Below are 23,650 nucleotides of genomic sequence, written 5' to 3'. Positions count from 1 at the left end.
CGGATTGTTACGTCCGCAATTGTACACAGTTGACCTTTACGACCCCGAGGTCGTTTCAGGCCAGAGCGGAAAAATACAGATGCGCGCTTTTTTTACTGAAGTTAAGCATCTCGCCGTTGTCGAAATGCACCTCGAAAGAATTCTCATCTTCGGCGACCACCGAGCCGGGACCAAAGATCGCGTGGCCAAGACGTTTTTGATGCCAGAGTGGTTCCGTTGAGTTTTCGAATGTTGCAGCCTGGCCCTCAAGGGTGACGCTCTCCCGGTCGGCGTAACGCTGGCTGACCGGTGTCAGGGGGGCAGTTAACCGAATGGTTGATGTTTCTGCCGGAGATCGATCATCCAGCCAGCGACCGAATTCCTCGGCAAGTTCAAAACAGCACTCTTCCACGAAACGGCTTGGGCCCAGATCGCCGTCCAGGTGCGGTTGCTTGCTGGCCGGTCGGGTGATCATGTGCAGCCGCTGGCGTGTGCGTGTCATGGCCACATACAGCAGCCGTCGCTCGCTTTCCAGAAATGCTCTGGCATTGTCCTGGGGGCGGGGGCTGTACGGCAGGTATTTCTCCTGCAGTCCGGGAATGATAACTGTCGGCCATTCCAGACCCTTGGTGCGGTGAATCGTTGAGAGAAGCACTCCACCCTGCTGTTTTTCACCTGCCTGCTGCTTGAGGGTTTTCAGGTGCTCCAGGGCGCCTTCAGCTGTGACATCAAGGCTTTTAAGGTACTGCCGGAATCCTTGTATCGTATCGATCCGTTCCTCGGCACTCTCATGCGTCAGCGCGAGGCTGCGGATGCCCTCGTAAAGATCAGTGTGCTCGGCATAGACACTGATCAGTCCTGCAACCGGGCCTCCGTAGCTGCGCAGTTGGGCAAGCACTTCGCCGAGTTTCCTGAGCTTGCGGGCGGCCATGGGCGCCAGCGCGTCGAAGTCCATCGCCAGCAGACGTTCGTGCCAGCCACTGGAAAATCCTGCCAGGAAACGCGCCAACTGCTCCAGCTCCGGCTCTTTCAGACCCACATGAGGAAAGCGCAACAGCTGTCGTGCCAGCTCCAGGCGATCCTCGTCCGGCAGGTTTTCCAGTTTCCCGGTCACCACCATCAGAAGGGCAGTGATCGCCTGAACTTCCCGGCTGAACAGCGCGCCTTTGCCGGCATCAATCCGGTAGGGAATCTGACGAGCCAGCAACTTCAGCTCGATAGGGACACTCTGACTCCAGACCCGGAACAGTATGGCCGTGCCTGCCAGAGCCGGTTCCGATTGGCCCTGAAGAATCTGCAGCACGGTATCGGCATCGCTTTCCGACCGATGCAGGGTGATCTCCGTGCCGGGCGTGGAAGCGTGGGAATGGCAAAGCACATCCTTGCGACCGGTGTTGTGACAGATCAGATGGTTGGCGAGCAAAGCGACGCGATGGCCGTACCGGAAGGTATAGCTGAGCGTCTGCTCGAGCGGGCTTTCGAACTCATCGCTGAACCGCTTGAGAATGAACTCGGGCTTTGCGCCCCGGAACTCGTAGATCGTCTGGTCCGGGTCGCCAACAACCGTCACCCGGGCCCGGTCTCCAGCCACGTAGCGCAGCAGCAGGTGCTGGATTTCATTGGTGTCCTGGTACTCATCTACCAGAATCAGATCCATCTTGTTGCCTACCAGCCGCTGCAAAGGCGGATTCTGGTGAATCGCCATCACCGGCTCGTACAGCATGTCGGCGTAGCTGATCCGTCCCTGGCTCTTACGCCACTGTTCAAAGCTGTGGAACAGGTCAATGAGGTATTTGTGCTTGTCCGAGTACCCCAGTTCCTCAAACACGATTTCCGCCGGCGACAGCGTTGTTTTTACCAGATCAATAAACCCCGTCGCCGTCTCGACAAAATCCTTCTTGTTGCGCCGGATTTCATCCGCCAGATCCTCCGGCGCCAGCCGTCGGGTCAACTGCCAGGCCTGGAAGCTGATCTCCTGCTCGGTCAGGATTTTGTCCGAAAACCCCGGCAGATAGCCCTCCCGAACAAACCTCTTGTACAACCTCAAGCCCATGGCGTGATACGTCCGTATCTCTGGCAGCGCCAGCCCGCTCCGGGCGCACACCTCCTGCAGCTTGCGCTCGAAATCCACCCGGGCGCTGCGGTTGAACATCAACACCAGCATCCGGTCCGGATCGTGGCCCTGTTCCAGCAGATACCGGATTCGCCAGGCCAGCGTCGACGTCTTGCCACTGCCGGCTACGGCGGTAATCACCGAATGCTCATAGCCCGCGGTGATAATCGCCCGCTGCTCATCGGTGAGGAAATCCGGAAGGTTGGTGGTCTCAGGAATTTGGGGTTCGGTCGGCATGGCCGGTATTGTAACGGCCTGCTGGTAGAGCGGATACCGCTCCCGCATAATTGCGATCAAAACATGAGAGCGAAAGGGTCTTAAACATGGAAATGTCCGAATCGGTAAACGTACTTGGCGAAAAACTCGAAACCTGCGGCAAAGACCCGATCACCGGCTTTTACCGCGATGGCTGCTGCAACGTCGGCCCGGATGATTTTGGCCTGCACGCCGTCTGCGCCGTGGTAACCGACGAATTCCTCGAATTCTCCAAAGCCCAGGGCAACGACCTCAGCACCCCCAGGCCTGAATTCGGCTTCGAAGGCCTGAAAGCGGGCGATAGCTGGTGCCTGTGTGCCGGCCGGTGGCAGGAAGCCTTTGAAGCCGGCTGTGCCCCCAGGGTTCGACTGCGGGCTACCCATCGGGCTGCCCTTGAAAAATGCGCCCTGGACGACCTCAAGTCTCATGGTGCCGACCTTAGCTGATGAGCCATTCCGGACCCGATGCCAAAGCGGATCCGTCCGCCTGGCGTGCCCTGCAGGACAGCCTCACCGCCAACGGTGAACGCCGACTGGTTCTGCTTGAGGGTGATCGGGAACAGAACCTCAGGTGGCTTTCCGGTCTGTTACCCGGGTTGGAAATCCAGAGCGGCCTTTGGACGGGACCAGCGGATCATAGCCCCGATACCCGGCTGACCCGGGTCACGCCTCCCGGGGCTCGAAAGTGGCTCGGGTGTGAAGTCTCGCTTATCGTCTGGGATGGCTGGCACGGCAATCCTCCGGATGCCTTTGCCGCGCTCTCGGGTGTGCTCACCGCTGGTGGCCTGCTGTTCTGGCTGATGCCGCCGCTGGCAGAGTGGTCCCGCTTTGCGGATCCCGATTACTCGAGAACCGGTCTGGAGCATGGTCCGAACCATCCGTTTGCTGCCCGCATGGCCGACCTGCTTGCCGACGATGATGCGGTCATCCGGGTGTCGCCCGACCGTCCGGAATCACGGCCGCCGGTTCCGCCCCTGCCTGAGCAACGCTTTCGAATCGCCGCCACCCGGGATCAGGAACAATTGGTTCAGCGCCTCGTCCGTTTTGGCCTGGGCCGCCGGCGCAGGCCGCTGGTAGTTACGGCGGACCGGGGCCGTGGCAAATCTGCGGCGATGGGTATGGCTGCAGCCGAATTGTTGCGCCAAGGCAGACAGGACATCGTGGTTACCGCGCCCTCGGAGCAGAATGTGGAGACCCTCTTTCGCCACGCCTGTGAGACTCTCGGAGACCAGTTGGCCGAAGCCAGCCCAGGGATACTCAGCTCCCGAGCCGGTGGCCGCCTGAGGTTTATGCCGGTACGTGAATTGCTGACTTTGCGGCCGGAAGCCGAAGTGGTCCTGGTGGATGAGGCAGCAGCGATTCCGGCGCCGCTGCTGAAATCGGTTCTGCTCGGCTGGCCGAGAGTGGCGTTCGCCACCACGGTCCATGGTTACGAAGGGGCCGGCCGGGGCTTTGCCATTCGTTTTCGGCAGGTCCTTGATCAATCAACGCCCCAGTGGCAGTCGGTAACGTTGAGCGAGCCGGTACGCTGGACCCTGAACGATCCGCTGGAAGCCCTGATCACCCGACTCTTTCTGCTGGCTGCCGACGGTGGTCGCTTGCCCGGGAAAACTGAATACAGCGCCGGGGAGCTGGTCATCGAACCCTGGGAGCCGGCAGAGGCAAGTGACGGAGCCCTGTCCCGTGCCTTTGGGTTGCTGGTGGATGCCCATTACCGGACCAGCCCCGCTGATCTGAGGCAGTGGCTGGATGACCCGGCCGCCCGTAGCTGGCGCGCGCGAATTGGCGATCAGACGGTTGGTGTGCTCTGGTGCGCGCTTGAGGGTGGCCTTCCGGCTGAGCTGGCAGAACAGGTCAGTCTGGGCACCCGGCGAATACGGGGCCATCTGCTGCCGCAATCGTTGGCCAGCCACAGCGGCTATCCCGAGGCCGCGGTCCTGCGGGGTCTGAGGGTTGTCCGCATTGCAGTATCAGACGAGGTCAGACGCGCGGGCATTGGCCAAAGCATGGTGCAGGCTGCCAGGGCGTATGCCGCCGAGCAGGATGTTGATTACCTCGGAACCAGCTTCGGTGGCAGCGCTGACCTGCTCGCGTTTTGGCAGACCTGCAGTCTGCATGTTGTCAGGGTTGGCTTGCAGCAGGAAGCATCCAGTGGCGAATACCCACTGCAGATGGTGGCCGGCTTTTCGCAGGCTGGTCGCGATCTGGAAGAACGCATCCGCAACCGCCTGGCCGATCATTGGCTTACTCTCTTGCCCGGCAACTGGCAGGGGCTGGAGCCAACATTGCTGGCCGGGATAACCGCCGATCTGCCCACCGGGCCGACGCTGGACAAGGATGATTTGCGGGATCTCCGCAATTTCGCCAATGGGCATCGTGGCTTTCAGGTTACTGTCCCGGTATTGCGGAAGCTGAGTCAGGTGCCGGGGATCATTGCGTGGCTGAAAAGCCATGAGGCGCTTGCGGTCTGGTGCCAGGGTGTTCTTCAGGGGCGGCCCTGGTCCGCGCTGCAGGCGGATAGACTTTGCCTGGGCCAGAGAGAAGGGGAAGATCGTCTGCGGCAGGTGGTGCGTGATCTTTTGAAGGATGGCCCGGGTTTGTGACTCGCTCGATTTAATTTCCGCCGGTGTCTGCCCAGAATGGGCCCTCGTATCCTTTAACGAGATCTACAGAGACTGTTTGTTATGGCCAAGGGAACCGGCGCCTTCCGTTTTTTGCTCATATTGCTTCCGCTTGTTGTTTTCCTGTCCGCCTGCGCCTCCCCGAACCAACCGGTTGCCCTGAGCCCCGAGGCCCTGGCCGAGGCGGATGCACTGCTGGTTTCAGCCGCCGGAAATGGTGAAAAGCGGCGCGTGCAGCTGTTGTTGTCGGCCGGCGCCGATGTGAACACCAGTGACCAGTACGGGTATACCCCCGTGATGCGGGCGGCGGAAAACGGCCATCTGTCGGTGGTGAAGGTATTGGTGGCAGCCGGTGCCAACGTCAACGTGAGTCAGGGGGGCGAATCCCTGCTAATGAAAATCGTGGCCAACGGGGATTTGCTGACGGCGGAGCGGTTGGTGGCGGCCGGAGCCGACGTCAATTACGAGGCGAGCGACGGCCAAACGGCACTGGACGTTGCCCGCGCCACCAACAATCGGGATCTGGAAATGTTGCTGGTGCAGGCGGGCGCCGAGTTCTAGCGCCGACCGGCTTACTCCAGGCCCATCGGATCCGTCTCGTCATCCCACTCCGGGGTGAAATGAGCCGCAACCACGTCTTCCGGCACATCGGCCACGCTCGGGTAACTCCATTTTGGCTGGCGGTCCTTGTCGATAGCCAGAGCCCGGATTCCCTCTGCCAGATCAGGCCGGCGGATGCATTCGGAAACCATCGCCAGTTCCATGCGGAAGGCGTCCTTCAGGGACATTTGCTGCGCTTTCTGTAACTGGGTCCAGACCAGCCATGCAGAGACCGGACATCCGTTTCTGAGCGTGTTCATACAGGCATGCCACCAGTCGCAGTCCACCTCCGCTGCCAGCAGCTGATCAACGATATCCGGAAGTTCATCGCCGGCGCTCAGCCTGGCAATCCGCTGTTCGTGCCGGGCGAGGTGACTGGGTGGCAGTGTCCGGTAATCCGGTGTCTGGATCTGGTTGAGTAACCTGAACAGTCGATTGTCATCGGCGGCGGTTTGGCCGGTCCAGCGTTCCGAGGCCAGTCGGTCAATCAGGCGATCCCGGTCCTCCGGCAGGATGGCCATGTCGGCGAGACCAACCCGCAGCGTATCGCTGACGTTCAAACGGGCGCCAGTCAGCCCCATGAACAGCCCCAACCTTCCTGGGAGCCGTTTCAGAAACCAGCTGGCACCCACATCCGGAAACAGCCCGATCGTGATCTCGGGCATTGCCAGCGTGACATCGGGCGTAACCAGCCGATACCGGCAGCCTGAGAACACACCAAGACCGCCGCCCATCACCACGCCGTGGGCTATACCCAGCACGGGCTTTGGGAAGCGATGGATGTTGTAATCCATCCGGTATTCCCGGCTGAAAAACCGTACCGGTTTCTCCGGCTCTTGCCCGTCGAGAATTGCATCATAGAGTTCGCGGATATCACCGCCGGCGCAAAAGGCTCTCTCACCGGCGCCCTGAATGACCACGATGCAGATTCGGTCATCATTGGCCCAGCGGTCCAGGATGTCCTGGATCTGCTCGATCATGTGTTCGGAAAGCGCGTTGAGAGTGCCCGGGGAGTTCAGTGTCAGAACACCCATGTGCCCTTCGCGGCATGCAAGTTCCTCGGCCTCTACAGACATTGGCGTTTTCTCCGGAGAATTAAATCAATCTTGGATACGGAATCGAACGTACTTTCACCCTAATAGCCAGAACAGGAAAGAGGACTAACGTCGAAAAGATGTCCTTGACCTATCGCATTTGAGGTTGCCCCGCTCTGTGCTATAAGTGCAAGTCAGTTTAGTGCCCGGCCTCCGAACCGGCCTTAAAATCTGGAAAATGACGATGAGAGGGTAATAACAATGAATCTGAAACACTACGCTGTTGCGGGAATTTTTGCGCTTGGCGCTGCTGTGCCTGCAGTAGTTTCTGCCGCAGATGCCGAAGCCGGCAAGGCCAAGGCGGCTGTCTGTGCTGCGTGCCATGGCCAGAATGGTCTCGCGCAGATCCCGACATACCCCAACCTGGCGGGCCAGAACGAGCAGTACCTGGTATCGGCCCTGAAGGCGTACAAGAACAAGCAACGCTCTGGCGGCCAGGCCGCGATTATGCAGGGGCAGGCTGCTGCCCTGAGTGACGCCGACATTGCCAATCTGGCGGCCTACTTCGCGAGCTTGCCGGCAGACGGCGGCAAGTAAGCCTTACCCTGTCAGCGAAGCGGCTCAGGCCGCTCCGCTGACGATGCGATAGCTCGGTCTGTAAGCCGAAGAACCCGGTAGTTTCATCCGGTTCTGGGTCACAAACTGCTCGAGCATGGCTTCGAGCGGTTTTATCAGAGTCGGGTCGCCTGCGATTTCGAATGGCCCCTTCTCCTGAACCTGTCGTATGCCACCCTCCTTGACGTTACCGGCAACAATGCCACTGAAGGCCTTGCGCAAATTCGCAGCGATAAGGTGCACAGGCTGGTCCCGGTGCAGCTCCAGCGCCCGCATGTTGTCGTGATTGGGCTCGAACGGCAGCTGGAACACCGGGTCGATCTTCAGCATCCAGTTGAAATAATAGGCATCCTGCATGGCGCGCCGGAACGTCTCGACCTCCTTCATCCCTTTTTTCATGGTCTGGGCCACGCGCACCGGATCGTCGATGATGATCTCGTATTTGCTCGCAGCCTCATCCCCGAGGGCGTTCCGGATGAACTTGTCGATCATCTCGAAGTATTCCGCGTTTTCCTGCCGGCCGGTAAATACCACCGGGAAGGGTAGATCCGCATTGTCCGGATGCAGCAGGATCCCGAGCAGGTAGAGAATTTCCTCGGCGGTGCCGACACCGCCCGGGAATACAATCACGCCGTGACCACAGCGGACGAACGCTTCCAGGCGCTTTTCAATGTCCGGCATGATGACCAGTTCATTGACGATAGGGTTTGGGGCTTCGGCGCCAATGATGCCGGGTTCTGTAATACCGATGTAGCGACCGTTCTTTACCCGCTGCTTGGCGTGGCCAATGGTGGCACCTTTCATGGGCCCTTTCATGGCACCCGGGCCACATCCGGTGCAGATGCTCAGGGCCCTGAGCCCCAACTGATGACCGACATCCTTGCTGTACTGGTATTCTTCATGCCCGATGGAGTGGCCACCCCAGCAGACCACCAGGTCCGGTTGTCGTCCTGCCTGCAGCACCCGGGCGTTGCGGAGAATGTGGAATACGTAATTGGTCAGGTCTTCTGGATCATCCCGGCGAAAACCGGCGGCTGTCTGAGGGATCGAATGCGAGTAGATAATGTCTCGTAAAACCGAGAACAGGTGCTCGCGGATCGCCCTCAGCATTTCGCCATCAACAAAGGCATGGCCGGGCGCATTGATCAGTTCCAGTTTGAGGCCCCGGGGCTGCGGTACCAGGCGGACATCAAAGTCGGCATGGGATTCCATCAATGCCTTGCAGTCGTCAGTCTCGATGCCCGTATTGAGAACCGCCAGCGCGCATTGGCGGAACAGCCGGTAAAGGCCGCCTTCGCTGCGGTCCTTGAGGCGGTTGACCTCATGATTGGAGAGAATTTCAAGGCTGCCCTCTGGTGAGACGAGGGCATTGATGGTGGTTTCCTGCATTAACGGTGAAACTCCTGGATGTTGCGGAAATGCCCGATTTTGAGGCACGCAGTCAAAAGGGTAGACTAAGGCCTTTCAGTACAATACGCCACCCGACAAAATTCCGATTTATGAAACTGCTTATTCGTCCCGCTCCGGAAGTTGCTATCAAGAGTAAACCCGTCCGTCGCCAGCAGATGCGTCATCTGCGCCAGAACATCCGAAAGCTGCTGGCGCGGCTTGATCCGGAGATTCGGGTTGAAGGCAGCTGGGACAGGGTGGACGTGGAGGTGCCAGACGGTCGTGGGTTGTCCGGGCCGGCCCTTGAGCTGCTTTTGCGCATACCGGGCATTTCCACGATCCAGGAAATCGGAGCGTTTCCATTTGTCAGTCTGGAAGACGTTGCCGAGAAGGCTGTTGAGGCCTTTGCGGACCGGTTGGCTGGCAAAACCTTTGCCGTCAGGGCCCGACGTCACGGTGAACACAGTTTCCGCTCTATTGATCTGGAGCGCACCGTGGGTGCCGCGCTTATGCAGGCATCGGGTGCCAGTGGGGTTGATCTGAAATCCCCACAGGTTGAGGTGCGGATTGAAGTCCAGGACGACCAGTTCCATATTGCCCATCGCAAGCACCGGGGGTTGGGCGGCTATCCGCTGGGCAGTGTCGAAAATGTGCTGACCCTGATTTCCGGGGGCTATGATTCTTCGGTGGCGGCTTACTTGATGATGCGAAGGGGTTTGCGCAATCACTTCCTGTTTTTCAACCTCGGAGGCACGGCTCACGAGGTTGGTGTGCGCCAGGTGGTGCACTACCTGTGGGATCGCTACGGTGCCTCCCACAGTGCCAAGTTTATCTCGGTGCCCTTCGAGGGTGTTGTCGCTGAAATCATGCGTTCGGTGAGTCACCGTCACTGGGGCGTGGTGCTCAAGCGTCAGATGCTGATGGCGGCAGCAGAGATTGCCCGCAAGAACAACGCCTCGGGGGTGGTGACAGGAGATGCCGTGGCCCAGGTGTCCAGCCAGACCCTGAGCAACCTCAATGTGGTGGATCGGGCCAGTGACGAGGTGGTCCTGCGCCCATTGGTGTCCATGGACAAGGAATCCATTATCCGCATCGCCAGGGAGATTGGTACCGAAGTCTACGCCTGCAACATGCCGGAATACTGTGGTGTGATTTCCCAGAAGCCGGCCACTCGTGCCAAGTTACACCGGGTAGAGGAAGATGAATCCCGGATGGATGCTTCCGTGCTTGCAAGCGCAATCGAGGCCCGGGAAGAAACGCCGGTCAATCGGTTGCTGGAAACGACCGTGACCCCTGAGGAAGTGGAAATGGTGCAGACGCCCTCCGTGGATGACGTGATTATTGATGTCCGCCACCCTTCCGAGGGGGAGCAGTCACCGCTGAAACTGACTAACAACGAAATTCTGCAGATTCCGTTCTACGAGCTGAATCAACAGCTGCCGGAGTTGCCGGCCAACCGGCAGTATCTCCTGTATTGCGATCGCGGCACCATGAGCCGCATGCATGCGGGGCACCTCAGGGCCGAGGGGCACGAAAACGTAAAGGTTTACGCGCCCGCGGCCTGAAATATCAGCCGGCCAGGCCTTTGAAGAACTGCTGGACGTTCTCGCTCAGGGCGTCCAGGTCATATCCGCCTTCCTGCACCACCAGAGTAGGCAGTCCCAGCTGGCGCACATGGGTGCTGAGCCTGCAGAAACCTTCCGATGATACCGATACCTTGGCCTGGGGATCGTTCTTGTAGATGTCGAACCCGAGGGCGAGGATTATGGCGTCCGGCTGGAACAGCTTGATCGCTGCAAGGGCGTCGTCCAGTTTCGCGAAGAAGTCATCTTCCGAGGAACCATGGGGCATCGGCATGTTGATGTTGTAGCCAAAACCTTCCCCTTCACCACGTTCGTTCTCGAAGCCGCTGACTACCGGGTAGAAGTTGGTGGTATCGCCGTGGATGGAGATGTACAGCACATCGCTGCGATCGTAGAAAATCTCCTGGATACCCTGGCCGTGGTGCATGTCGGTATCCAGGATAACGATTTTCGGGAACCGTGCCTTCATATGCTCGGCAGCAATTGCGGCGTTGTTGAGGTAACAGAAACCACCGGCGGCATCCCGGCGGGCATGGTGCCCAGGCGGACGGCACACGGCGTACGACGTTCTGTCGCCGGCGATCAGTGCATCAGCCGCACCCAACGCGCTCTGGGCAGACCAGTACGCGGCATGCCAAGTGTGTTCGCCAATCGGACAGCTGCCATCAGCCTGATAGCGGGCCGCCTCTGCGAGAATGCCAGTCAGGTGATTCGGGGAACGGACGAAAATATTCGAAATAACCTCATCGCCCCAGTCATCCATCTGCTTCCAGCGCCGATGCGCAGATTCAAGAAAGCGCAGGTAGCCCAGATCGTGGACTTTTGAAATCGGCCCCGCGCCCTGGTCTGCTGGCTGCAGCACAGAGATGCCCAGTTCCCTGAGTCCGCCCAGCATTTCACCAGTGCGGGCAGGAATTTCCTGGGGCTGGCGCATCTGTCCCCGGGTAAAGTAGGTCTGTGGAACATGCTCATCCTGTGCGGGATGGAAAAATGCCTTCATTGTTCGGTCTCCTGGGTGGCTGATCCCCCGAGTATAGGCACACTCAGGCGATGATCAAAAGCCTGCCCTTGACTTTACAGGTTGGGATACAACATCCACTATGAAAGACATAAAACACTGACGCAACCAGATTACCTTTACTGCGCCCCACTCGGGGCGGAGCCAATCACAGAAGAGGAGCCGAGATGATCGAGTCACCCCTGCTGGAAAAGCTGACCGGCTATATCGGTGGTCGCTGGACTGACAATGAACATGGCAACACCTTCGATGTCTATAACCCGGCAACGGGTAAGGTGATCGCCCAGGTCGCATCCATGTCGGAAGACGAAGTGAACGCCGCCGTTGCCTCCGGCAAGTCGGCACTGCGACTGACCAGTCCCTACAGCATCGAGACCCGCCGGAAGTGGCTGGAAGACATCCGGGATGCGCTCAAGGCCAACAAGGAGGAAGTCGGTCGGATCCTGTGCATGGAGCATGGCAAGCCGCTGCAGGAGGCCCAGGGCGAAGTGGATTACGCCGCCGGGTTCTTCGATTACTGCTCCAAGCACATCCAGGCCCTGGATGCCCATACCATTCCGGAAAAGCCAAAAGACTGCACCTGGACCGTTCACTACCGGCCCATTGGCGTCACCGGCCTGATCACGCCCTGGAACTTCCCAATTGGCATGATCGCGAAGAAGCTCTCCGCTGCGCTGGCGGCAGGCTGCCCCTCGGTGATCAAACCGGCCAGTGAAACCCCGCTGACCATGATTGCCTTGTTCAGCCTGATGGATAAGCACACCGACATACCTGACGGCATGGTGAACCTGGTGATGGGTAAAGCCAGTGTGATCGGCAAGGTTCTCTGTGAGAGCCCCGACGTGCCCATGCTCAGCTTTACCGGTTCCACCGAAGTGGGCCGTAAGCTGATTGTCGACACCGCAGATCAGGTCAAGAAACTGGCCCTCGAGCTGGGCGGCAACGCACCGTTCATCGTCTTCGACGACGCCGATCTGGACGCTGCGGCGGATAACCTCATCGCCAACAAATTCCGTGGTGGTGGCCAGACCTGTGTTTGTGCCAACCGGATTTTCGTGCATGAGAAAGTGGCCGATGCCTTCGGTGAAAAGCTTGCCGAGCGTGTTAACAAGATGACCGTCGGTGACGGCATCAACGGCGACGTGGATCTTGGCCCCCTGATCAACCAGGCTGGCTACGACAAGGTCAAACGCCACGTACAGGACGCCCTTGAAAAAGGCGCTACCCTGGTTGCCGGCAAGAAACCGGAAGATCTGGGTAACGACCTGTTCTTCCCGCCGACCGTCGTGCACGGCGTAAACCGGGATATGTACTGCTACCAGGAAGAAACCTTCGGCCCGCTGGTGCCCATGGCCCTGTTCCGCACGGAAGAGGAAGTCATCGAAGCCGGTAACGACACCGAGTTCGGTCTCGCCTCCTACGTGTTCACCAACGATGCCGAACGCGCCCAGCGCGTGGCTGCTGGCCTTCGTTTCGGCCACTGCGGCTGGAACACCGGCACCGGCCCGACACCGGAAGCGCCGTTTGGTGGCATGAAAGCCTCTGGTATTGGTCGTGAAGGCGGCCTGGAAGGTCTGTTCGAGTTTGTTGAAGCGCAGACTGTACCAAGGGGTTTTTAACAGAGAAGCCATCTCCAAAGCGAGATAAGCGCGGGGGCGGGGCTCTGTTCAGGACTGTCTGTGGCCAGGGATGGCCACAGCCAAGCGCACATGGATGTGCTCGTAGCGTGTCCTGAACAGAGCCCCGCCCTCGTGCTTTTCCCCTCAAGAAAAGGGCTAACCCAAGCCCAAAAGAAATCCCGCATTTCTCCTGTTATACTCTCAGACCTGTTTATTTAACCAGTAGCGAACCGATTCTTTATGGACGTCTCCCACATCATCGATCCGTTGAACGATGCCCAGCGTGAAGCTGTTACCGCTCAGAACGATCACCTTTTGGTTCTGGCAGGTGCAGGAAGTGGTAAAACCCGTGTTCTGGTGCACCGGATCGCCTGGTTGATGACCGTGGATCGGGTGCCGCCCACTGGCATCCTGGCGGTTACGTTTACCAACAAGGCCGCCAAGGAGATGCGTTACCGCATTGAGCAGATGATGGACATTCCGGCTCGCGGCCTCTGGTTTGGCACCTTTCATGGCATCGCGCACCGTCTGTTGCGCTCGCACTGGAAAGACGCTGGCTTGCCGGAGAACTTCCAGGTTCTGGACAGTGACGACCAGCTGCGGCTGATCAAGCGGGTGATGCGGGAAAACCAGATTGATGAGAGCAAGTGGCCGCCGAAGCAGGCCCAGTGGTTTATCAGTAGCCAGAAGGACGAAGGGCTGCGGGCGGATCATATCCAGGAGAATCCGGGCGACCATTTCCTGTCGATCATGCTGAAGATCTATCGCCAGTACGAAAAACTCTGCCAGCAGGGTGGTCTGGTGGATTTTGGCGAGTTGTTGCTGCGATCCCATGAACTGTGGCTGCATCGTCCGGAGCTGCTGGCCCATTACCAGAGCCGGTTCCAGCATATCCTGGTGGACGAGTTTCAGGACACCAACACCATTCAATACGCCTGGCTGCAGGTGCTGGCCAGCAATCGCGTGCCAATGACGGTGGTGGGGGACGACGATCAGTCTATCTACGGCTGGCGGGGCGCCAAGGTCGAAAACATCCAGCAGTACCAGCGGGATTTCCCCAATGCCCGGTTGGTGCGTCTGGAGCAGAATTACCGCTCCACCCAGATGATCCTGAAGGCGGCCAACGCGGTGATCGCCAACAACCAGGGCCGGCTGGGCAAGGAGCTCTGGACCGACGGTCCGGAAGGCGAACCGATCAGCCTTTACGCGGCGTTCAACGAACAGGACGAAGCCAACTACATTGCCGACAGCATTTCCGCCTGGGTGCAGGACGGCAATCTGCGCAGTGAATCCGCGATTCTCTATCGCTCCAACGCCCAGTCCCGGGTGCTGGAAGAATCGCTGATGCGCCAGGGGATCCCATATCGGGTCTATGGAGGTCTGCGTTTCTATGACCGCCAGGAAATCCGAAACGCCCTGGCGTACCTGAGGCTGGTCCAGTATCGTCGCGACGATGCGGCATTTGAGCGAGTGGTGAATGTGCCGCCCCGCGGCATTGGCGCAAAGAGCCTCGCGGAGCTTCGGGAATACGCCACCGAGCAAAGCATCTCCTTGTGGGAATCCGCCGAGCGGCTGCTGGACGCCGGGCAGGTGAAAGGCCGGGCCAAAACCGGCCTGCAGTCTTTCATTGCCATCATCGAAGGCCTCTCCGAAATGGTCGGCGATGCGTCATTGCATGGCCTGATGAAGCAGACCATCGAAAACAGCGGCTTGAAGGATTATCACGCCAGCGAAAAAGGCGAGAAAGGCCAGGCCCGGGTGGAAAACCTCGAGGAACTGGTGAATGCCCTGTCTGATTACGAAGTGGAGGATGGCGTCGACGCGCTGTCGGAATTCATTGCCCAGGCGGCTCTGGATGCGGGTGAGTCCCAGGCCGGGGATCATGAAGACAGCGTTCAGCTGATGACCCTGCACTCTGCCAAGGGCCTGGAGTTTCCCCTGGTGTTCCTGGCCGGCGTGGAAGAGGGGCTGTTTCCCCACGGCATGTCCCTGGAAGAGCCGGGTCGCATGGAGGAGGAGCGCCGATTGGCCTACGTGGGCATAACCCGGGCCATGAAGAAGCTGGTACTCACTTACGCCGAATCCCGGCGTTTGTACGGTCAGGAAAAGTTCAACGCGTTGTCCCGGTTTGTGCGGGAGATTCCGGGCGACTGTCTGCAGGAAGTGCGGCTGCGCAATACCGTCACCCGTCCGGCCATGGTCGAACGCCCCAACCAAAGCATGTTCAGTCAGGATTCAGCACAGCAATCCGGGTTTAGCCTGGGGCAGCGGGTGCGCCATCCCAAGTTTGGCGAGGGTATCGTGATGAATTCGGAGGGCACCGGGCACCATACTCGGGTGCAGGTGAATTTTGATGAGGGCGCCAAGTGGCTGGTTCTGGCGTATGCGCCTCTAGAGGCCTGCTAATTGTAAGCAGGCCTACATCAGAACTGCGTAAATCACACCCGCCAGAACAATCCGATAGATAACATACGGCCACATGCCTACCTTGTTGAGCCACTTCAGGAAGAAGTGGATCGCGGTAATGGCCATAAGGAACGAAGTCACCCCGCCAATCAGAAAACCACTCCAGTCGACGATCACATCCGAAGTTGCTACTTCCAGCAGTTTCACCGCCGATGCCAGCACGATGATGGGAATTGCCAACAGGAATGAGAACCTGGAGGCGGTTTCGCGGGTCATGCCCAGGAACAGGCCGGCGGTGATGGTTACGCCGGAACGGGAGGTGCCGGGGACGAGGGCCATGGCCTGGGCAATGCCTACCAGGACGGCGTCTTTCCAGTTCAGTTTGTCGAGGGTGCGCTGACGTTTGGGCAGCCAGTCTGCAAGGCCGAGGAGCAGGCCGAAGAACAGGGTGGTGAAGACGATGACTTCCACCGCCCGGAGTTCATTGTCGATCATATCCAGCAACGCCAGGCCGGCCAGGCCCGCAGGGATGGTGCCGATGACGAGGTACCAGGCCAGGGCGCCCTGGCCAACGATTTTGCGGCGGCTGACGGAAATCAGACCGTCCCGGGCAATACCAAAAACATCCCTTCGGAAATAGAGCACAACCGCCAGTAAGGTCCCGACGTGCACCGACAGGTCGAAGCCTACGCCCTGATCGGTCCAGCCGAACAGCGCCGGGGTGAGGATCAGGTGAGCGGAGCTGGAGATGGGCAGGAATTCGGTCAGTCCCTGGAGAAGGCCAAGGAAAAGGGCCTGGAAAACGTCCATTGCGTGGATTCCGTCAGAGTCAGTGCGTCAGAAATGTGGCCGCGATATTAGCAGGGTGACGGTGAGCTGAACAGGTAATGCGAGTGAGGTCAGCGCCGTGACCAAAAGCCCGGCGCTGGCCGCCGCGATTTATGCCGGGAACCGATCCCGGGTCTTGTTGGCGATGCGAACGAGCACCAGCATCAGAGGTACCTCCACCAGAACCCCGACGACGGTTGCCAGCGCTGCGCCGGATTGCAGGCCGAACAATGCGATGGCCGCAGCCACGGCCAGTTCGAAGAAGTTGCTGGCACCAATCATGGCGCCTGGCGCAGCGATGCAATGGCGGACTTTCCATAGCCTCGCCCAACCGTAGGCCAGGAAGAAAATCAGGAAGGTCTGAACGATCAATGGCACGGCGATCAGCACGATGTGCAGGGGATTATTCAGGATCACTTCGCCCTGGAAGGCGAACAGCAGCACAAGGGTGACGATCAGCGCCGCCGGGGTGACTGGGCTGAGGCGCTTCATGAAAACGTCGTCATACCATTGCTGACCGTGGCGCGAAATCAGGGCGCGACGGGTCAGGTAGCCGGCTGTTAGCGGAATCACGATGTACAGGACGACGGACAGCAGCACGGTATCCCAGGGCACCTGGATGTCGGAAATGCCCAGCAGGAAAACAACAATAGGCGCGAAGGCAAACAGCATGATGATGTCGTTAAGCGATACCTGCACCAGAGTGTAGGCGGCATCGCCTTTGGTCAGGAAGCTCCACACGAACACCATGGCGGTGCAGGGCGCCGCACCCAACAGGATCGCCCCGGCCAGGTACTCGCTGGCCAGTCCCGGCGCGATCCATGGCTCGAACACCACCATCAGAAAGAACCAGGCAATGGCAAACATGGTGAAGGGCTTGATCAGCCAGTTGACGATGGTAGTGATCGCCAGGCCTTTCGGTTCTTTCCGTACACCGACCACCGCACTGAAATCAATCTGCGCCATCATCGGGAAAATCATCGCCCAGATCAGAATGGCGATGGGGATGGAGACCTGCGCGTATTCGAAACGGGACAGGGTCTCGGGTACCACTGGTGCGAGCTGACCGAGCGCCACGCCGGCGATGATGGCCAGGGCTACCCATACCGACAGGAACTTGCCGAACAAATCCATGCCGCCGTCGGCGTCTTCAGCCCGGGTTATTTCTGTGTTGGTGCTCATCGTATTTGATGATTCCTTTACTCGTAGGGAGACTGAATCTATTATGCACAAAATTGGATATCCATAAAGCCGAATATATGGGGAAGCAGATATGAAGCGCCGCGTTTTGTTTGTCTGTACCGCCAACAGTGCCCGTTCTCTTATGGCAGAAGCCTTGCTGCGGGACATAGCCGGGGACCGGTTTGAAGTGGCCAGCGCCGGTACCGAGCCAACCGAGCCCCACCCGATGGCATTGCAGGTTCTTGAGGAAGCCGGCGTATCGACGGAAGGGCTTTCTAGCAAGCGGTTGGCAGATTTGCAGGAACAGTATTGGGATTACGTGATTACCCTCTGCGAGAAAGCTTCCAGCGAGTGCGGTGCGGTCTGCCAGCCGGCCCAGCAGATTGCCTGGGATTTTGCCGATCCGGTACCAGCAAACCGCCATTCCACTTTCGCCCTCAGGCTTAAGGAGATCAAAGAGCGAGTCGCCCTGTTCGCACTCATTCATCAGAAAGAAACTGGAGCGAAACCCGCCAGCTATGACCCGGTCACGGTGTTCAAGGCGCTGGCCGACGATTTCCGCCTTGCGGCGCTGTTAATGATCCGCAGCCAGGGGCAACTCTGTGTCTGCGAGCTTACCGAAGCCTTTGAAGCGCCCCAGCCGAAAGTCAGCCGGCATCTGGCCACGTTGCGGGATGCCGGCCTGCTGGCCACGGAGCGTCGGGGCCAGTGGATCTACTATTCCCTGAACCCGGGCATTCCGCAGTGGCTGGCCCGGGTGCTGGATGAAACCGCCAGCCATAACGGCCGATTGATAGAGAACCCGCTTGCGCGATTGCAGGCCATGGCAGACCGCCCATCTGTCCAATGTCTGTAATGTCCGCAGGGTCTAATGTACGGAACAGGTTTATCAGGAGCACAACATGAGCAAGATCAAAGTAGGCATTAATGGATTCGGCCGTATCGGTCGTCTGGCCTTGCGGGCCGCCTGGGGCTGGCCAGACATGGAGTTTGTAGCCATCAACGATCCGGGTGCCGACGCAGCTACGCTGGCGCATCTGCTCAACTTTGACAGCATCCATGGTCGTTGGAGCCATGACGCAACAGCCGATGGAACGGAGATCGAGATCGAAGGGAAGCGCATCCGCGTGACCCATAACCGCACCATTGGCGAAACTGACTGGTCCGGCTGCGATCTGGTGATCGAGGCCAGTGGCGTCAACAAGAAGGTCAGTGCCCTGCAGGCGTATCTGGATCAGGGCGTGAAACGCGTCGTGGTCACCGCACCGGTGAAGGAGGCGGGCGCCAAGAACATTGTGGTTGGTGTGAACGACGATATTTTCGAGCCGGCCAGCGACCGCATTGTGACCGCTGCTTCCTGCACCACCAACTGCCTGGCACCGGTGGTAAAGGTGATTCACGAGAAGCTGGGCATCAAGCACGGCTCTATCACCACCATTCACAGCCTGACCAACACCCAGACCATTATTGATGCGCCCCACAAGGACCTGCGCCGGGCGCGGGCCTGCGGGAGTTCACTGATTCCTACCAGCACCGGTTCGGCAACGGCGATTATCGAAATATTCCCCGAGCTGAAAGGGCGTCTGGATGGCCATGCCGTGCGCGTTCCGCTGACCAATGCGTCGCTCACCGATTGCGTGTTTGAAGTTGAAACGGCCACGGACAGGGATACAGTAAACCAGCTCTTGAAAGAAGCCGCGGAAGGCGAGCTCAAAGGCATCCTGGGTTACGAAGAGCGACCGCTGGTGTCGATCGATTACAAGACCGACCCGCGTTCCTCCATCGTCGATGCCCTGTCCACCATGGTGGTGAATGGCACCCAGGTGAAAATCTACGCCTGGTACGACAACGAATGGGGCTACGCCAACCGCACCGCGGAACTGGCGCGCAGGGTGGGTCTGGCCTGATATGACGGCTGCCATCCGACACTACCTGGTAATCACCGGCAACTACTGGGCTTTCACCCTTACCGATGGCGCCCTGCGGATGCTGGTAGTGCTGCATTTTCACCAGTTGGGCTACTCGCCCCTGGAAATCGCCCTGCTGTTCGTCTTTTACGAGTTCTTCGGGGTGGTCACCAATCTGGTGGGTGGTTACCTGGGCGCCCGCATGGGGCTGAACCGCACCATGAACATCGGGTTGTTCCTGCAGATTGTGGCGCTGGCCATGCTGGCGGTACCGGCGGCGATGCTGACCGTGCCCTGGGTAATGGCGGCGCAGGCGCTCTCAGGCATTGCCAAGGATCTGAACAAGATGTCCGCCAAGAGCGGCATCAAGCTGCTGGTGCCGGATGAGCAGCAGGGCACCCTGTACAAGTGGGTGGCCATTCTGACGGGCTCCAAGAATACCCTCAAAGGTGTGGGCTTTTTCCTCGGTGGGCTCCTGCTGATGGCGGCCGGCTTCAAGGGTGCCGTGATTATCATGGCGGTGGCTTTGGGACTGGTCTGGCTGTCCAGCCTGTTCCTGCTGGGACAGGATCTGGGCAAGAGCAAAGCCAAACCGAAGTTCAGCGAGATCCTCTCCAAAAGCCGGGCCATCAACGTTTTGTCCGCAGCCCGGATGTTTCTGTTCGGCGCCCGGGATGTCTGGTTTGTGGTGGCCTTGCCAGTATACCTGCACACGGTCTTTGGCTGGGATTTCTGGAAAGTAGGCGGCTTTATGGCGAGCTGGATTATCGGCTATGGCTTTATCCAGACCATTGCCCCGCGCATCACCGGCAACATGGAAGGCAAACAGCCTGCTGTGCTCTGGGCAGCAGCGCTGGCGCTGATTCCGGCAGCGATTGCCATCGGCCTGGCAGCGGGTTGGTCACCCCAGTTCGTGATTGTTGGTGGCCTGCTGTTGTTTGGCGTGCTGTTTGCCGTCAACTCCTCTTTGCACAGTTATTTGATTGTCAGCTATGCCCGTGGTGATGGCGTGTCGCTGGATGTGGGGTTCTATTACATGTCCAATGCCGCCGGCCGGCTGCTGGGAACCATTCTGTCAGGGTGGGTCTACCAGGCCTGGGGGCTGGAGGCCTGCTTGTGGATATCGTCGGGTCTGGTGGCCATGGCCGCGTTGCTGTCGGTTTTGTTGCCCCAGCGGCGGCCATTGACGGCCTGACCGGGCCTCAGAACCGAATGGCCAGCCCTGCGGCGGCTTCCACCTGCAGGTAGCCGCTGCTGTCGAATCTGAGTTCGCAGCCGCCGGAGCAAAACGCGGAACCGCCCGAGTTCAGGGCTGTGTAAACACCGCGCAGATCCAGCCTCAGGCGCAGTTGTTCAGTCAGGAAAAACTGGTACCCGCCGCCAATGGACAGGGCGGCCCGGTGGTGGGTTTCATACCGTGAATCGTCCGGCTCTAGGCGGGTAAGGCCGAACACGCCAGAGACAAACCCGCCATGATTCTGGCCACCCGGGAAATACAGCCCGCCGAACTGTAGCTGGTAAATGGTCAGGTCGATGGAATCCTGGCCCGGTGCAAACAGACCATTGTCCAGTCGGGCCGAGGTGCTTTGCCGGCCGAAATAAATCTCTCCCTGTTTGCCGGGCTCCGCCAGATCAAAATTGAACACCAGTCCCTGGCTGGCAGAATCCCGGAAGTCGATCTGGTCTGAGGTGCTGGCGCCAGCGGTCTCGATATCCACCGAACTGCTCATGCGAAAACCGGCAAACGGTGCCAGACTGACCTCTGCTGCCAACGGCGGGGCAATCAGTGCAACTGCCAGTGTGAACGTAACAAGAGATCGAAGCTTCATACATCCCTGGCCTGTGTGGCTGGTTGTTGGCAGGACACTGTGCAATGGTATATCCGTTATGAACATTGGCGAGCCCTGATGAGGCTATCTTGACAGATTTGGTCCTGAAAAATCTCTGTGTTGGCACTCTCAGTAACGTGTCTTTGACGGTACCTGGTGGACAGGTTGTCTGTCTGTCCGGTCCGTCAGGCAGTGGCAAGAGTCGGCTGCTGAGAGCCGTGGCGGACCTGGAGCCCCATGGGGGCACCGTGTCTGTGGCTGATACCTGCCAGGAGGATTTGCCCGCCCACCAATGGCGAAGCCGGGTGGTGATGGTGCCGGCAGACAGCCAGTGGTGGTTTGATGAGGTTGGAGGTCACTTCCCGGATCATGTGAAGGCAGATTTGCCGTCAGCGCTGGGCTTCCCGTCCGAGGTGCTGGAGTGGTCGGTAAGCCGGTTGTCTTCCGGTGAGCGGCAGCGGCTGGCGCTCTGGCGGGCCCTGCTGCTTGAGCCTGAGGTTCTCTTACTGGACGAACCCACCGCCAACCTCGACAACGACAGCACAGAAGCGATTGAAACCTGGTTGCTTGAGGAAATCCGGAGGCGGCAGATCGCAGTGCTCTGGGTCGCCCATGATGTTGGCCAGATTCATCGGGTGGCCGATGCCCATTACCGGATTCTTGGCACCAGTCTGGAGCGCGCAGATGGAAGTGATTGATCTGGCCTGGTGGAAGTTGGGGCTGGCGGCGCTGCTGGTGCTCGCCCTGGCTGGGACGGGGTATCTGGCCCGGCTGGGCATTACCCGAAACCTGTTGATCGCTGCACTTCGAACGGTGATTCAGCTGGCGCTGATCGGGCTGGTTCTGGAGGCACTGTTTGCGTCGTCCGGGTTCTACTGGATCGCCCTGATGGCCCTGGTCATGCTTCTGGTTGCCGGCCGGGAGGTTGTGGCACGTCAGGGCCGAAGACTCCAGGGCTGGTGGGCGTTCGGTATCGGCACCGGATCGATGTTCGTATCGTCCTTCTCGGTGACGGTACTGGCGCTCTCGGTAGTGATCGGCCCAGACCCCTGGTACACCCCACAGTATGCCATTCCCCTTCTGGGCATGATGCTCGGAAACACCATGACAGGCGTCAGCCTGGCGCTGGATCGTTTGAACGAATCGGTCTGGCGGCAGCGGGCCGTCATCGAGAACCGCCTGATGCTGGGCCAGACCTGGAAGCAGGCGCTGGAGGATATCCGGAGGGACGCCATGCGCAGTGGTATGATGCCATCCATCAACGCCATGGCCGCTGCCGGCATCGTCAGCCTGCCCGGTATGATGACCGGCCAGATTCTCGCAGGCAGCCCGCCGGCAGTGGCGGTGAAATACCAGATTCTGGTGATGCTGATCATCACCGTCGGCACCGGATTCGGTGCCCTGATGGCAGTTTCCTGGGGCGGGCGAAGACTGTTCGACGACCGGGAGCGCCTGCGACTGGACCGACTGGTGAAACAATGATCGACCTGCTACGACGTTACCCCCTCCCTGTGATCGTTCTGGCCCAGCTTTTCGGCACTTCGCTCTGGTTCAGTATCAACGGTGTCTGGTTGTCGCTGGCCGGCGAGCTTGGCCTGACCGAAAGTGATCTCGGGCGGCTGACATTGGCGGTGCAGGCCGGGTTTATCGCAGGCACCCTGACCATTGCGGTGACCGGCCTGGCCGACCGCTTTGGCGCGAGTCGGATCTTTGCGCTGTCGAGCCTGTTGGGGGCTCTGGTTAACGGTGGATTTATTTTCGCTGCCGGTGCGCCGCCGCTCGATTTCCTCCTGCGCTTTGCCACCGGGCTGTGTCTGGCCGGGATCTATCCCCTGGGCATGAAAATGGTCATTGCCTGGACGCCAAAGTATGCCGGGGCTGCCCTGGCCTGGCTGGTGGGCATGCTGACACTGGGAACGGCGCTGCCCCACCTGATGCGCGGAGCAACCCTGGGCATGCCCTGGGAGTGGCCGCTGATGGCGGCGTCCTGTCTTGCCGTGGCCGGAGGGCTGCTGGTGTTTCTGCTGGGTGACGGCCCGCACCTGCCTAGAAGCAGCGGGCGATTGCCCCTCAGCCAGGGGCTGGCGGCTCTGCGCATCCCGAGATTCCGGGCAGTGGCCGGTGGTTACTTCGGCCATATGTGGGAGCTCTACGCGTTCTGGACATTAACACCCCTGCTCATCGGCCGGGAGCTGCAGCGGATGGGGCAGAGTGACGCACTTATTCCCTGGTTGTCGTTTGCTGTCATTGGCATTGGTGCGGCAGGTTGCGTCGGTGGTGGCCGGCTCAGCCGAACACGGGGTAGTGAATGGGTGGCCCGGCGAGCCCTGATGGTGTCCGGGGCCTTCTGCCTGGTTTACCCCTGGCTGAACGGACTATCGCCGGCCTTGCTGATCGTTTTGCTCATTGTCTGGGGCATTGCTGTGGTTGCCGACTCACCTCAATTCTCGGCGCTGGCCTCGGCAACGGCGCCGAGGGAGTCGGTAGGCTCCTCTCTGGCGGTGATGAATGCGGTCGGGTTTGGTCTGACGCTGCCGGCCATCTGGCTGACCAGTGGGCTCTGGGGCCAGTTGAATGTCTGGGTGGTTCTCCTGCTGTTCCCCGGTCCGGTGCTCGGGCTTTGGGCACTCTCCCGGGCTCGGCCTGAGATTCAGGCTGGTTAGTGAGACATCG

The 23,650-nt window shown here is 59.6% G+C and carries 20 protein-coding genes; 13 read left to right on the top strand and 7 right to left on the bottom strand.

Translation table 11 applies throughout. The features are described from left to right. Positions 1–55 precede the first annotated feature (55 nt). Positions 56–2,377, bottom strand: coding sequence for an ATP-dependent helicase (locus BM035_RS05415; RefSeq protein ID WP_092030562.1), 2,322 nt, complete (start codon positions 2,375–2,377; stop codon positions 56–58). A 38-nt stretch (positions 2,378–2,415) separates the two neighbouring features. On the opposite strand from BM035_RS05415, the gene BM035_RS05410 reads away from it, so the two are divergent. From BM035_RS05410 to BM035_RS05400, 3 genes are all read left to right on the top strand, one after another. Continuing rightward, a complete protein-coding gene (locus tag BM035_RS05410) occupies positions 2,416–2,793 on the top strand; it encodes a DUF2237 family protein (RefSeq protein ID WP_008173000.1) in 378 nt (125 codons plus the stop codon). Beyond that, positions 2,793–4,949 (top strand): tRNA(Met) cytidine acetyltransferase TmcA, encoded by a 2,157-nt coding sequence (locus BM035_RS05405; RefSeq protein WP_092030561.1) that lies wholly within the window; start codon positions 2,793–2,795, stop codon positions 4,947–4,949. Before BM035_RS05410 ends, BM035_RS05405 begins: the two co-directional genes overlap by 1 nt. Positions 4,950–5,030: 81 nt before the next feature. Then, positions 5,031–5,528, top strand: a complete 498-nt coding sequence (locus BM035_RS05400) for an ankyrin repeat domain-containing protein (RefSeq protein ID WP_008172997.1) — start codon at positions 5,031–5,033, stop codon at positions 5,526–5,528. A gap of 11 nt (positions 5,529–5,539) precedes the next feature. On the opposite strand, the gene BM035_RS05395 is transcribed toward BM035_RS05400, so the two are convergent. After that, entirely contained in the window at positions 5,540–6,643 is a 1,104-nt protein-coding gene (locus BM035_RS05395; RefSeq protein ID WP_092030559.1) for an enoyl-CoA hydratase/isomerase family protein, read from the bottom strand. A gap of 219 nt (positions 6,644–6,862) precedes the next feature. Between BM035_RS05395 and BM035_RS05390 the strand changes: the two genes are divergently transcribed. Continuing rightward, the gene (locus BM035_RS05390; protein WP_014578588.1) at positions 6,863–7,198 is read left to right on the top strand and encodes a c-type cytochrome; all 336 of its coding nucleotides are present in this window, start codon (positions 6,863–6,865) and stop codon (positions 7,196–7,198) included. Between the two features lie 24 nt (positions 7,199–7,222). On the opposite strand, the gene ppnN is transcribed toward BM035_RS05390, so the two are convergent. After that, complete coding sequence (gene ppnN, locus BM035_RS05385; protein ID WP_014578587.1) at positions 7,223–8,605, bottom strand: nucleotide 5'-monophosphate nucleosidase PpnN; 1,383 nt, start codon at positions 8,603–8,605, stop codon at positions 7,223–7,225. A 110-nt stretch (positions 8,606–8,715) separates the two neighbouring features. Between ppnN and thiI the strand changes: the two genes are divergently transcribed. Then, the gene (thiI, locus tag BM035_RS05380; RefSeq protein ID WP_092030558.1) at positions 8,716–10,170 is read left to right on the top strand and encodes a tRNA uracil 4-sulfurtransferase ThiI; all 1,455 of its coding nucleotides are present in this window, start codon (positions 8,716–8,718) and stop codon (positions 10,168–10,170) included. A 4-nt stretch (positions 10,171–10,174) separates the two neighbouring features. On the opposite strand, the gene BM035_RS05375 is transcribed toward thiI, so the two are convergent. Next, positions 10,175–11,188, bottom strand: coding sequence for a histone deacetylase family protein (locus tag BM035_RS05375; protein ID WP_008172990.1), 1,014 nt, complete (start codon positions 11,186–11,188; stop codon positions 10,175–10,177). Between the two features lie 185 nt (positions 11,189–11,373). Here BM035_RS05375 and BM035_RS05370 point away from each other — a divergent pair, with 185 nt between their 5' ends. Then, positions 11,374–12,825: an NAD-dependent succinate-semialdehyde dehydrogenase gene (locus BM035_RS05370; RefSeq protein ID WP_008172988.1), complete on the top strand. Its 1,452-nt coding sequence runs from the start codon at positions 11,374–11,376 to the stop codon at positions 12,823–12,825. A 240-nt stretch (positions 12,826–13,065) separates the two neighbouring features. Beyond that, positions 13,066–15,231, top strand: coding sequence for a DNA helicase II (gene uvrD, locus BM035_RS05365; RefSeq protein ID WP_053113216.1), 2,166 nt, complete (start codon positions 13,066–13,068; stop codon positions 15,229–15,231). Positions 15,232–15,243: 12 nt separating this feature from the next. Here uvrD and BM035_RS05360 read toward each other — a convergent pair whose 3' ends face one another. Continuing rightward, on the bottom strand, positions 15,244–16,041 hold the full coding sequence (locus BM035_RS05360; protein ID WP_053113215.1) for an undecaprenyl-diphosphate phosphatase: 798 nt from the start codon (positions 16,039–16,041) through the stop codon (positions 15,244–15,246). Between the two features lie 129 nt (positions 16,042–16,170). After that, complete coding sequence (gene arsB, locus BM035_RS05355) at positions 16,171–17,241, bottom strand: ACR3 family arsenite efflux transporter (RefSeq protein ID WP_008172984.1); 1,071 nt, start codon at positions 17,239–17,241, stop codon at positions 16,171–16,173. 91 nt (positions 17,242–17,332) lie between these two features. Between arsB and BM035_RS05350 the strand changes: the two genes are divergently transcribed. From BM035_RS05350 to arsJ, 3 genes are read left to right on the top strand one after another with little or no spacing between them, the layout of a single operon-like run. Further along, the gene (locus BM035_RS05350) at positions 17,333–18,097 is read left to right on the top strand and encodes a metalloregulator ArsR/SmtB family transcription factor (RefSeq protein WP_008172983.1); all 765 of its coding nucleotides are present in this window, start codon (positions 17,333–17,335) and stop codon (positions 18,095–18,097) included. 46 nt (positions 18,098–18,143) lie between these two features. Then, positions 18,144–19,148: an ArsJ-associated glyceraldehyde-3-phosphate dehydrogenase gene (locus BM035_RS05345; RefSeq protein WP_014578578.1), complete on the top strand. Its 1,005-nt coding sequence runs from the start codon at positions 18,144–18,146 to the stop codon at positions 19,146–19,148. Position 19,149: 1 nt separating this feature from the next. Further along, the gene (arsJ, locus tag BM035_RS05340) at positions 19,150–20,343 is read left to right on the top strand and encodes an organoarsenical effux MFS transporter ArsJ (RefSeq protein WP_053113214.1); all 1,194 of its coding nucleotides are present in this window, start codon (positions 19,150–19,152) and stop codon (positions 20,341–20,343) included. A 7-nt stretch (positions 20,344–20,350) separates the two neighbouring features. Here arsJ and BM035_RS05335 read toward each other — a convergent pair whose 3' ends face one another. Beyond that, positions 20,351–20,977: a hypothetical protein gene (locus tag BM035_RS05335; protein WP_053113213.1), complete on the bottom strand. Its 627-nt coding sequence runs from the start codon at positions 20,975–20,977 to the stop codon at positions 20,351–20,353. Between the two features lie 89 nt (positions 20,978–21,066). On the opposite strand from BM035_RS05335, the gene BM035_RS05330 reads away from it, so the two are divergent. From BM035_RS05330 to BM035_RS05320, 3 genes are read left to right on the top strand one after another with little or no spacing between them, the layout of a single operon-like run. Next, on the top strand, positions 21,067–21,675 hold the full coding sequence (locus tag BM035_RS05330) for an ABC transporter ATP-binding protein (RefSeq protein WP_092030625.1): 609 nt from the start codon (positions 21,067–21,069) through the stop codon (positions 21,673–21,675). Then, positions 21,662–22,459 carry an ABC transporter permease gene (locus tag BM035_RS05325; RefSeq protein WP_041645695.1) on the top strand — a complete coding sequence of 266 codons (798 nt, stop codon included), beginning with the start codon at positions 21,662–21,664 and terminating at the stop codon, positions 22,457–22,459. The genes BM035_RS05330 and BM035_RS05325 overlap by 14 nt, the downstream gene beginning before the upstream one ends. Next, the gene (locus BM035_RS05320; protein WP_053113212.1) at positions 22,456–23,640 is read left to right on the top strand and encodes an MFS transporter; all 1,185 of its coding nucleotides are present in this window, start codon (positions 22,456–22,458) and stop codon (positions 23,638–23,640) included. Before BM035_RS05325 ends, BM035_RS05320 begins: the two co-directional genes overlap by 4 nt. The last annotated feature ends 10 nt before the right edge of the window (positions 23,641–23,650 follow it).

It is taken from the genome of Marinobacter sp. DSM 26671, assembly GCF_900112835.1.
Taxonomy (GTDB): Bacteria; Pseudomonadota; Gammaproteobacteria; order Pseudomonadales; family Oleiphilaceae; genus Marinobacter; species Marinobacter flavimaris.
This window is presented reverse-complemented; position numbering and strand designations above follow the sequence as displayed.

Bases quoted from the DNA above. Each gene is read 5' to 3' on its own strand.
- BM035_RS05415 (WP_092030562.1), bottom strand. From the start codon at position 2,377: ATGCGGGAGCGGTATCCGCTCTACCAGCAGGCCGTTACAATACCGGCC.
- BM035_RS05410 (WP_008173000.1), top strand. From the start codon at position 2,416: ATGGAAATGTCCGAATCGGTAAACGTACTTGGCGAAAAACTCGAAACC.
- BM035_RS05405 (WP_092030561.1), top strand. From the start codon at position 2,793: ATGAGCCATTCCGGACCCGATGCCAAAGCGGATCCGTCCGCCTGGCGT.
- BM035_RS05400 (WP_008172997.1), top strand. From the start codon at position 5,031: ATGGCCAAGGGAACCGGCGCCTTCCGTTTTTTGCTCATATTGCTTCCG.
- BM035_RS05395 (WP_092030559.1), bottom strand. From the start codon at position 6,643: ATGTCTGTAGAGGCCGAGGAACTTGCATGCCGCGAAGGGCACATGGGT.
- BM035_RS05390 (WP_014578588.1), top strand. From the start codon at position 6,863: ATGAATCTGAAACACTACGCTGTTGCGGGAATTTTTGCGCTTGGCGCT.
- ppnN (WP_014578587.1), bottom strand. From the start codon at position 8,605: ATGCAGGAAACCACCATCAATGCCCTCGTCTCACCAGAGGGCAGCCTT.
- thiI (WP_092030558.1), top strand. From the start codon at position 8,716: ATGAAACTGCTTATTCGTCCCGCTCCGGAAGTTGCTATCAAGAGTAAA.
- BM035_RS05375 (WP_008172990.1), bottom strand. From the start codon at position 11,188: ATGAAGGCATTTTTCCATCCCGCACAGGATGAGCATGTTCCACAGACC.
- BM035_RS05370 (WP_008172988.1), top strand. From the start codon at position 11,374: ATGATCGAGTCACCCCTGCTGGAAAAGCTGACCGGCTATATCGGTGGT.
- uvrD (WP_053113216.1), top strand. From the start codon at position 13,066: ATGGACGTCTCCCACATCATCGATCCGTTGAACGATGCCCAGCGTGAA.
- BM035_RS05360 (WP_053113215.1), bottom strand. From the start codon at position 16,041: ATGGACGTTTTCCAGGCCCTTTTCCTTGGCCTTCTCCAGGGACTGACC.
- arsB (WP_008172984.1), bottom strand. From the start codon at position 17,241: ATGAGCACCAACACAGAAATAACCCGGGCTGAAGACGCCGACGGCGGC.
- BM035_RS05350 (WP_008172983.1), top strand. From the start codon at position 17,333: ATGAAGCGCCGCGTTTTGTTTGTCTGTACCGCCAACAGTGCCCGTTCT.
- BM035_RS05345 (WP_014578578.1), top strand. From the start codon at position 18,144: ATGAGCAAGATCAAAGTAGGCATTAATGGATTCGGCCGTATCGGTCGT.
- arsJ (WP_053113214.1), top strand. From the start codon at position 19,150: ATGACGGCTGCCATCCGACACTACCTGGTAATCACCGGCAACTACTGG.
- BM035_RS05335 (WP_053113213.1), bottom strand. From the start codon at position 20,977: ATGAAGCTTCGATCTCTTGTTACGTTCACACTGGCAGTTGCACTGATT.
- BM035_RS05325 (WP_041645695.1), top strand. From the start codon at position 21,662: ATGGAAGTGATTGATCTGGCCTGGTGGAAGTTGGGGCTGGCGGCGCTG.
- BM035_RS05320 (WP_053113212.1), top strand. From the start codon at position 22,456: ATGATCGACCTGCTACGACGTTACCCCCTCCCTGTGATCGTTCTGGCC.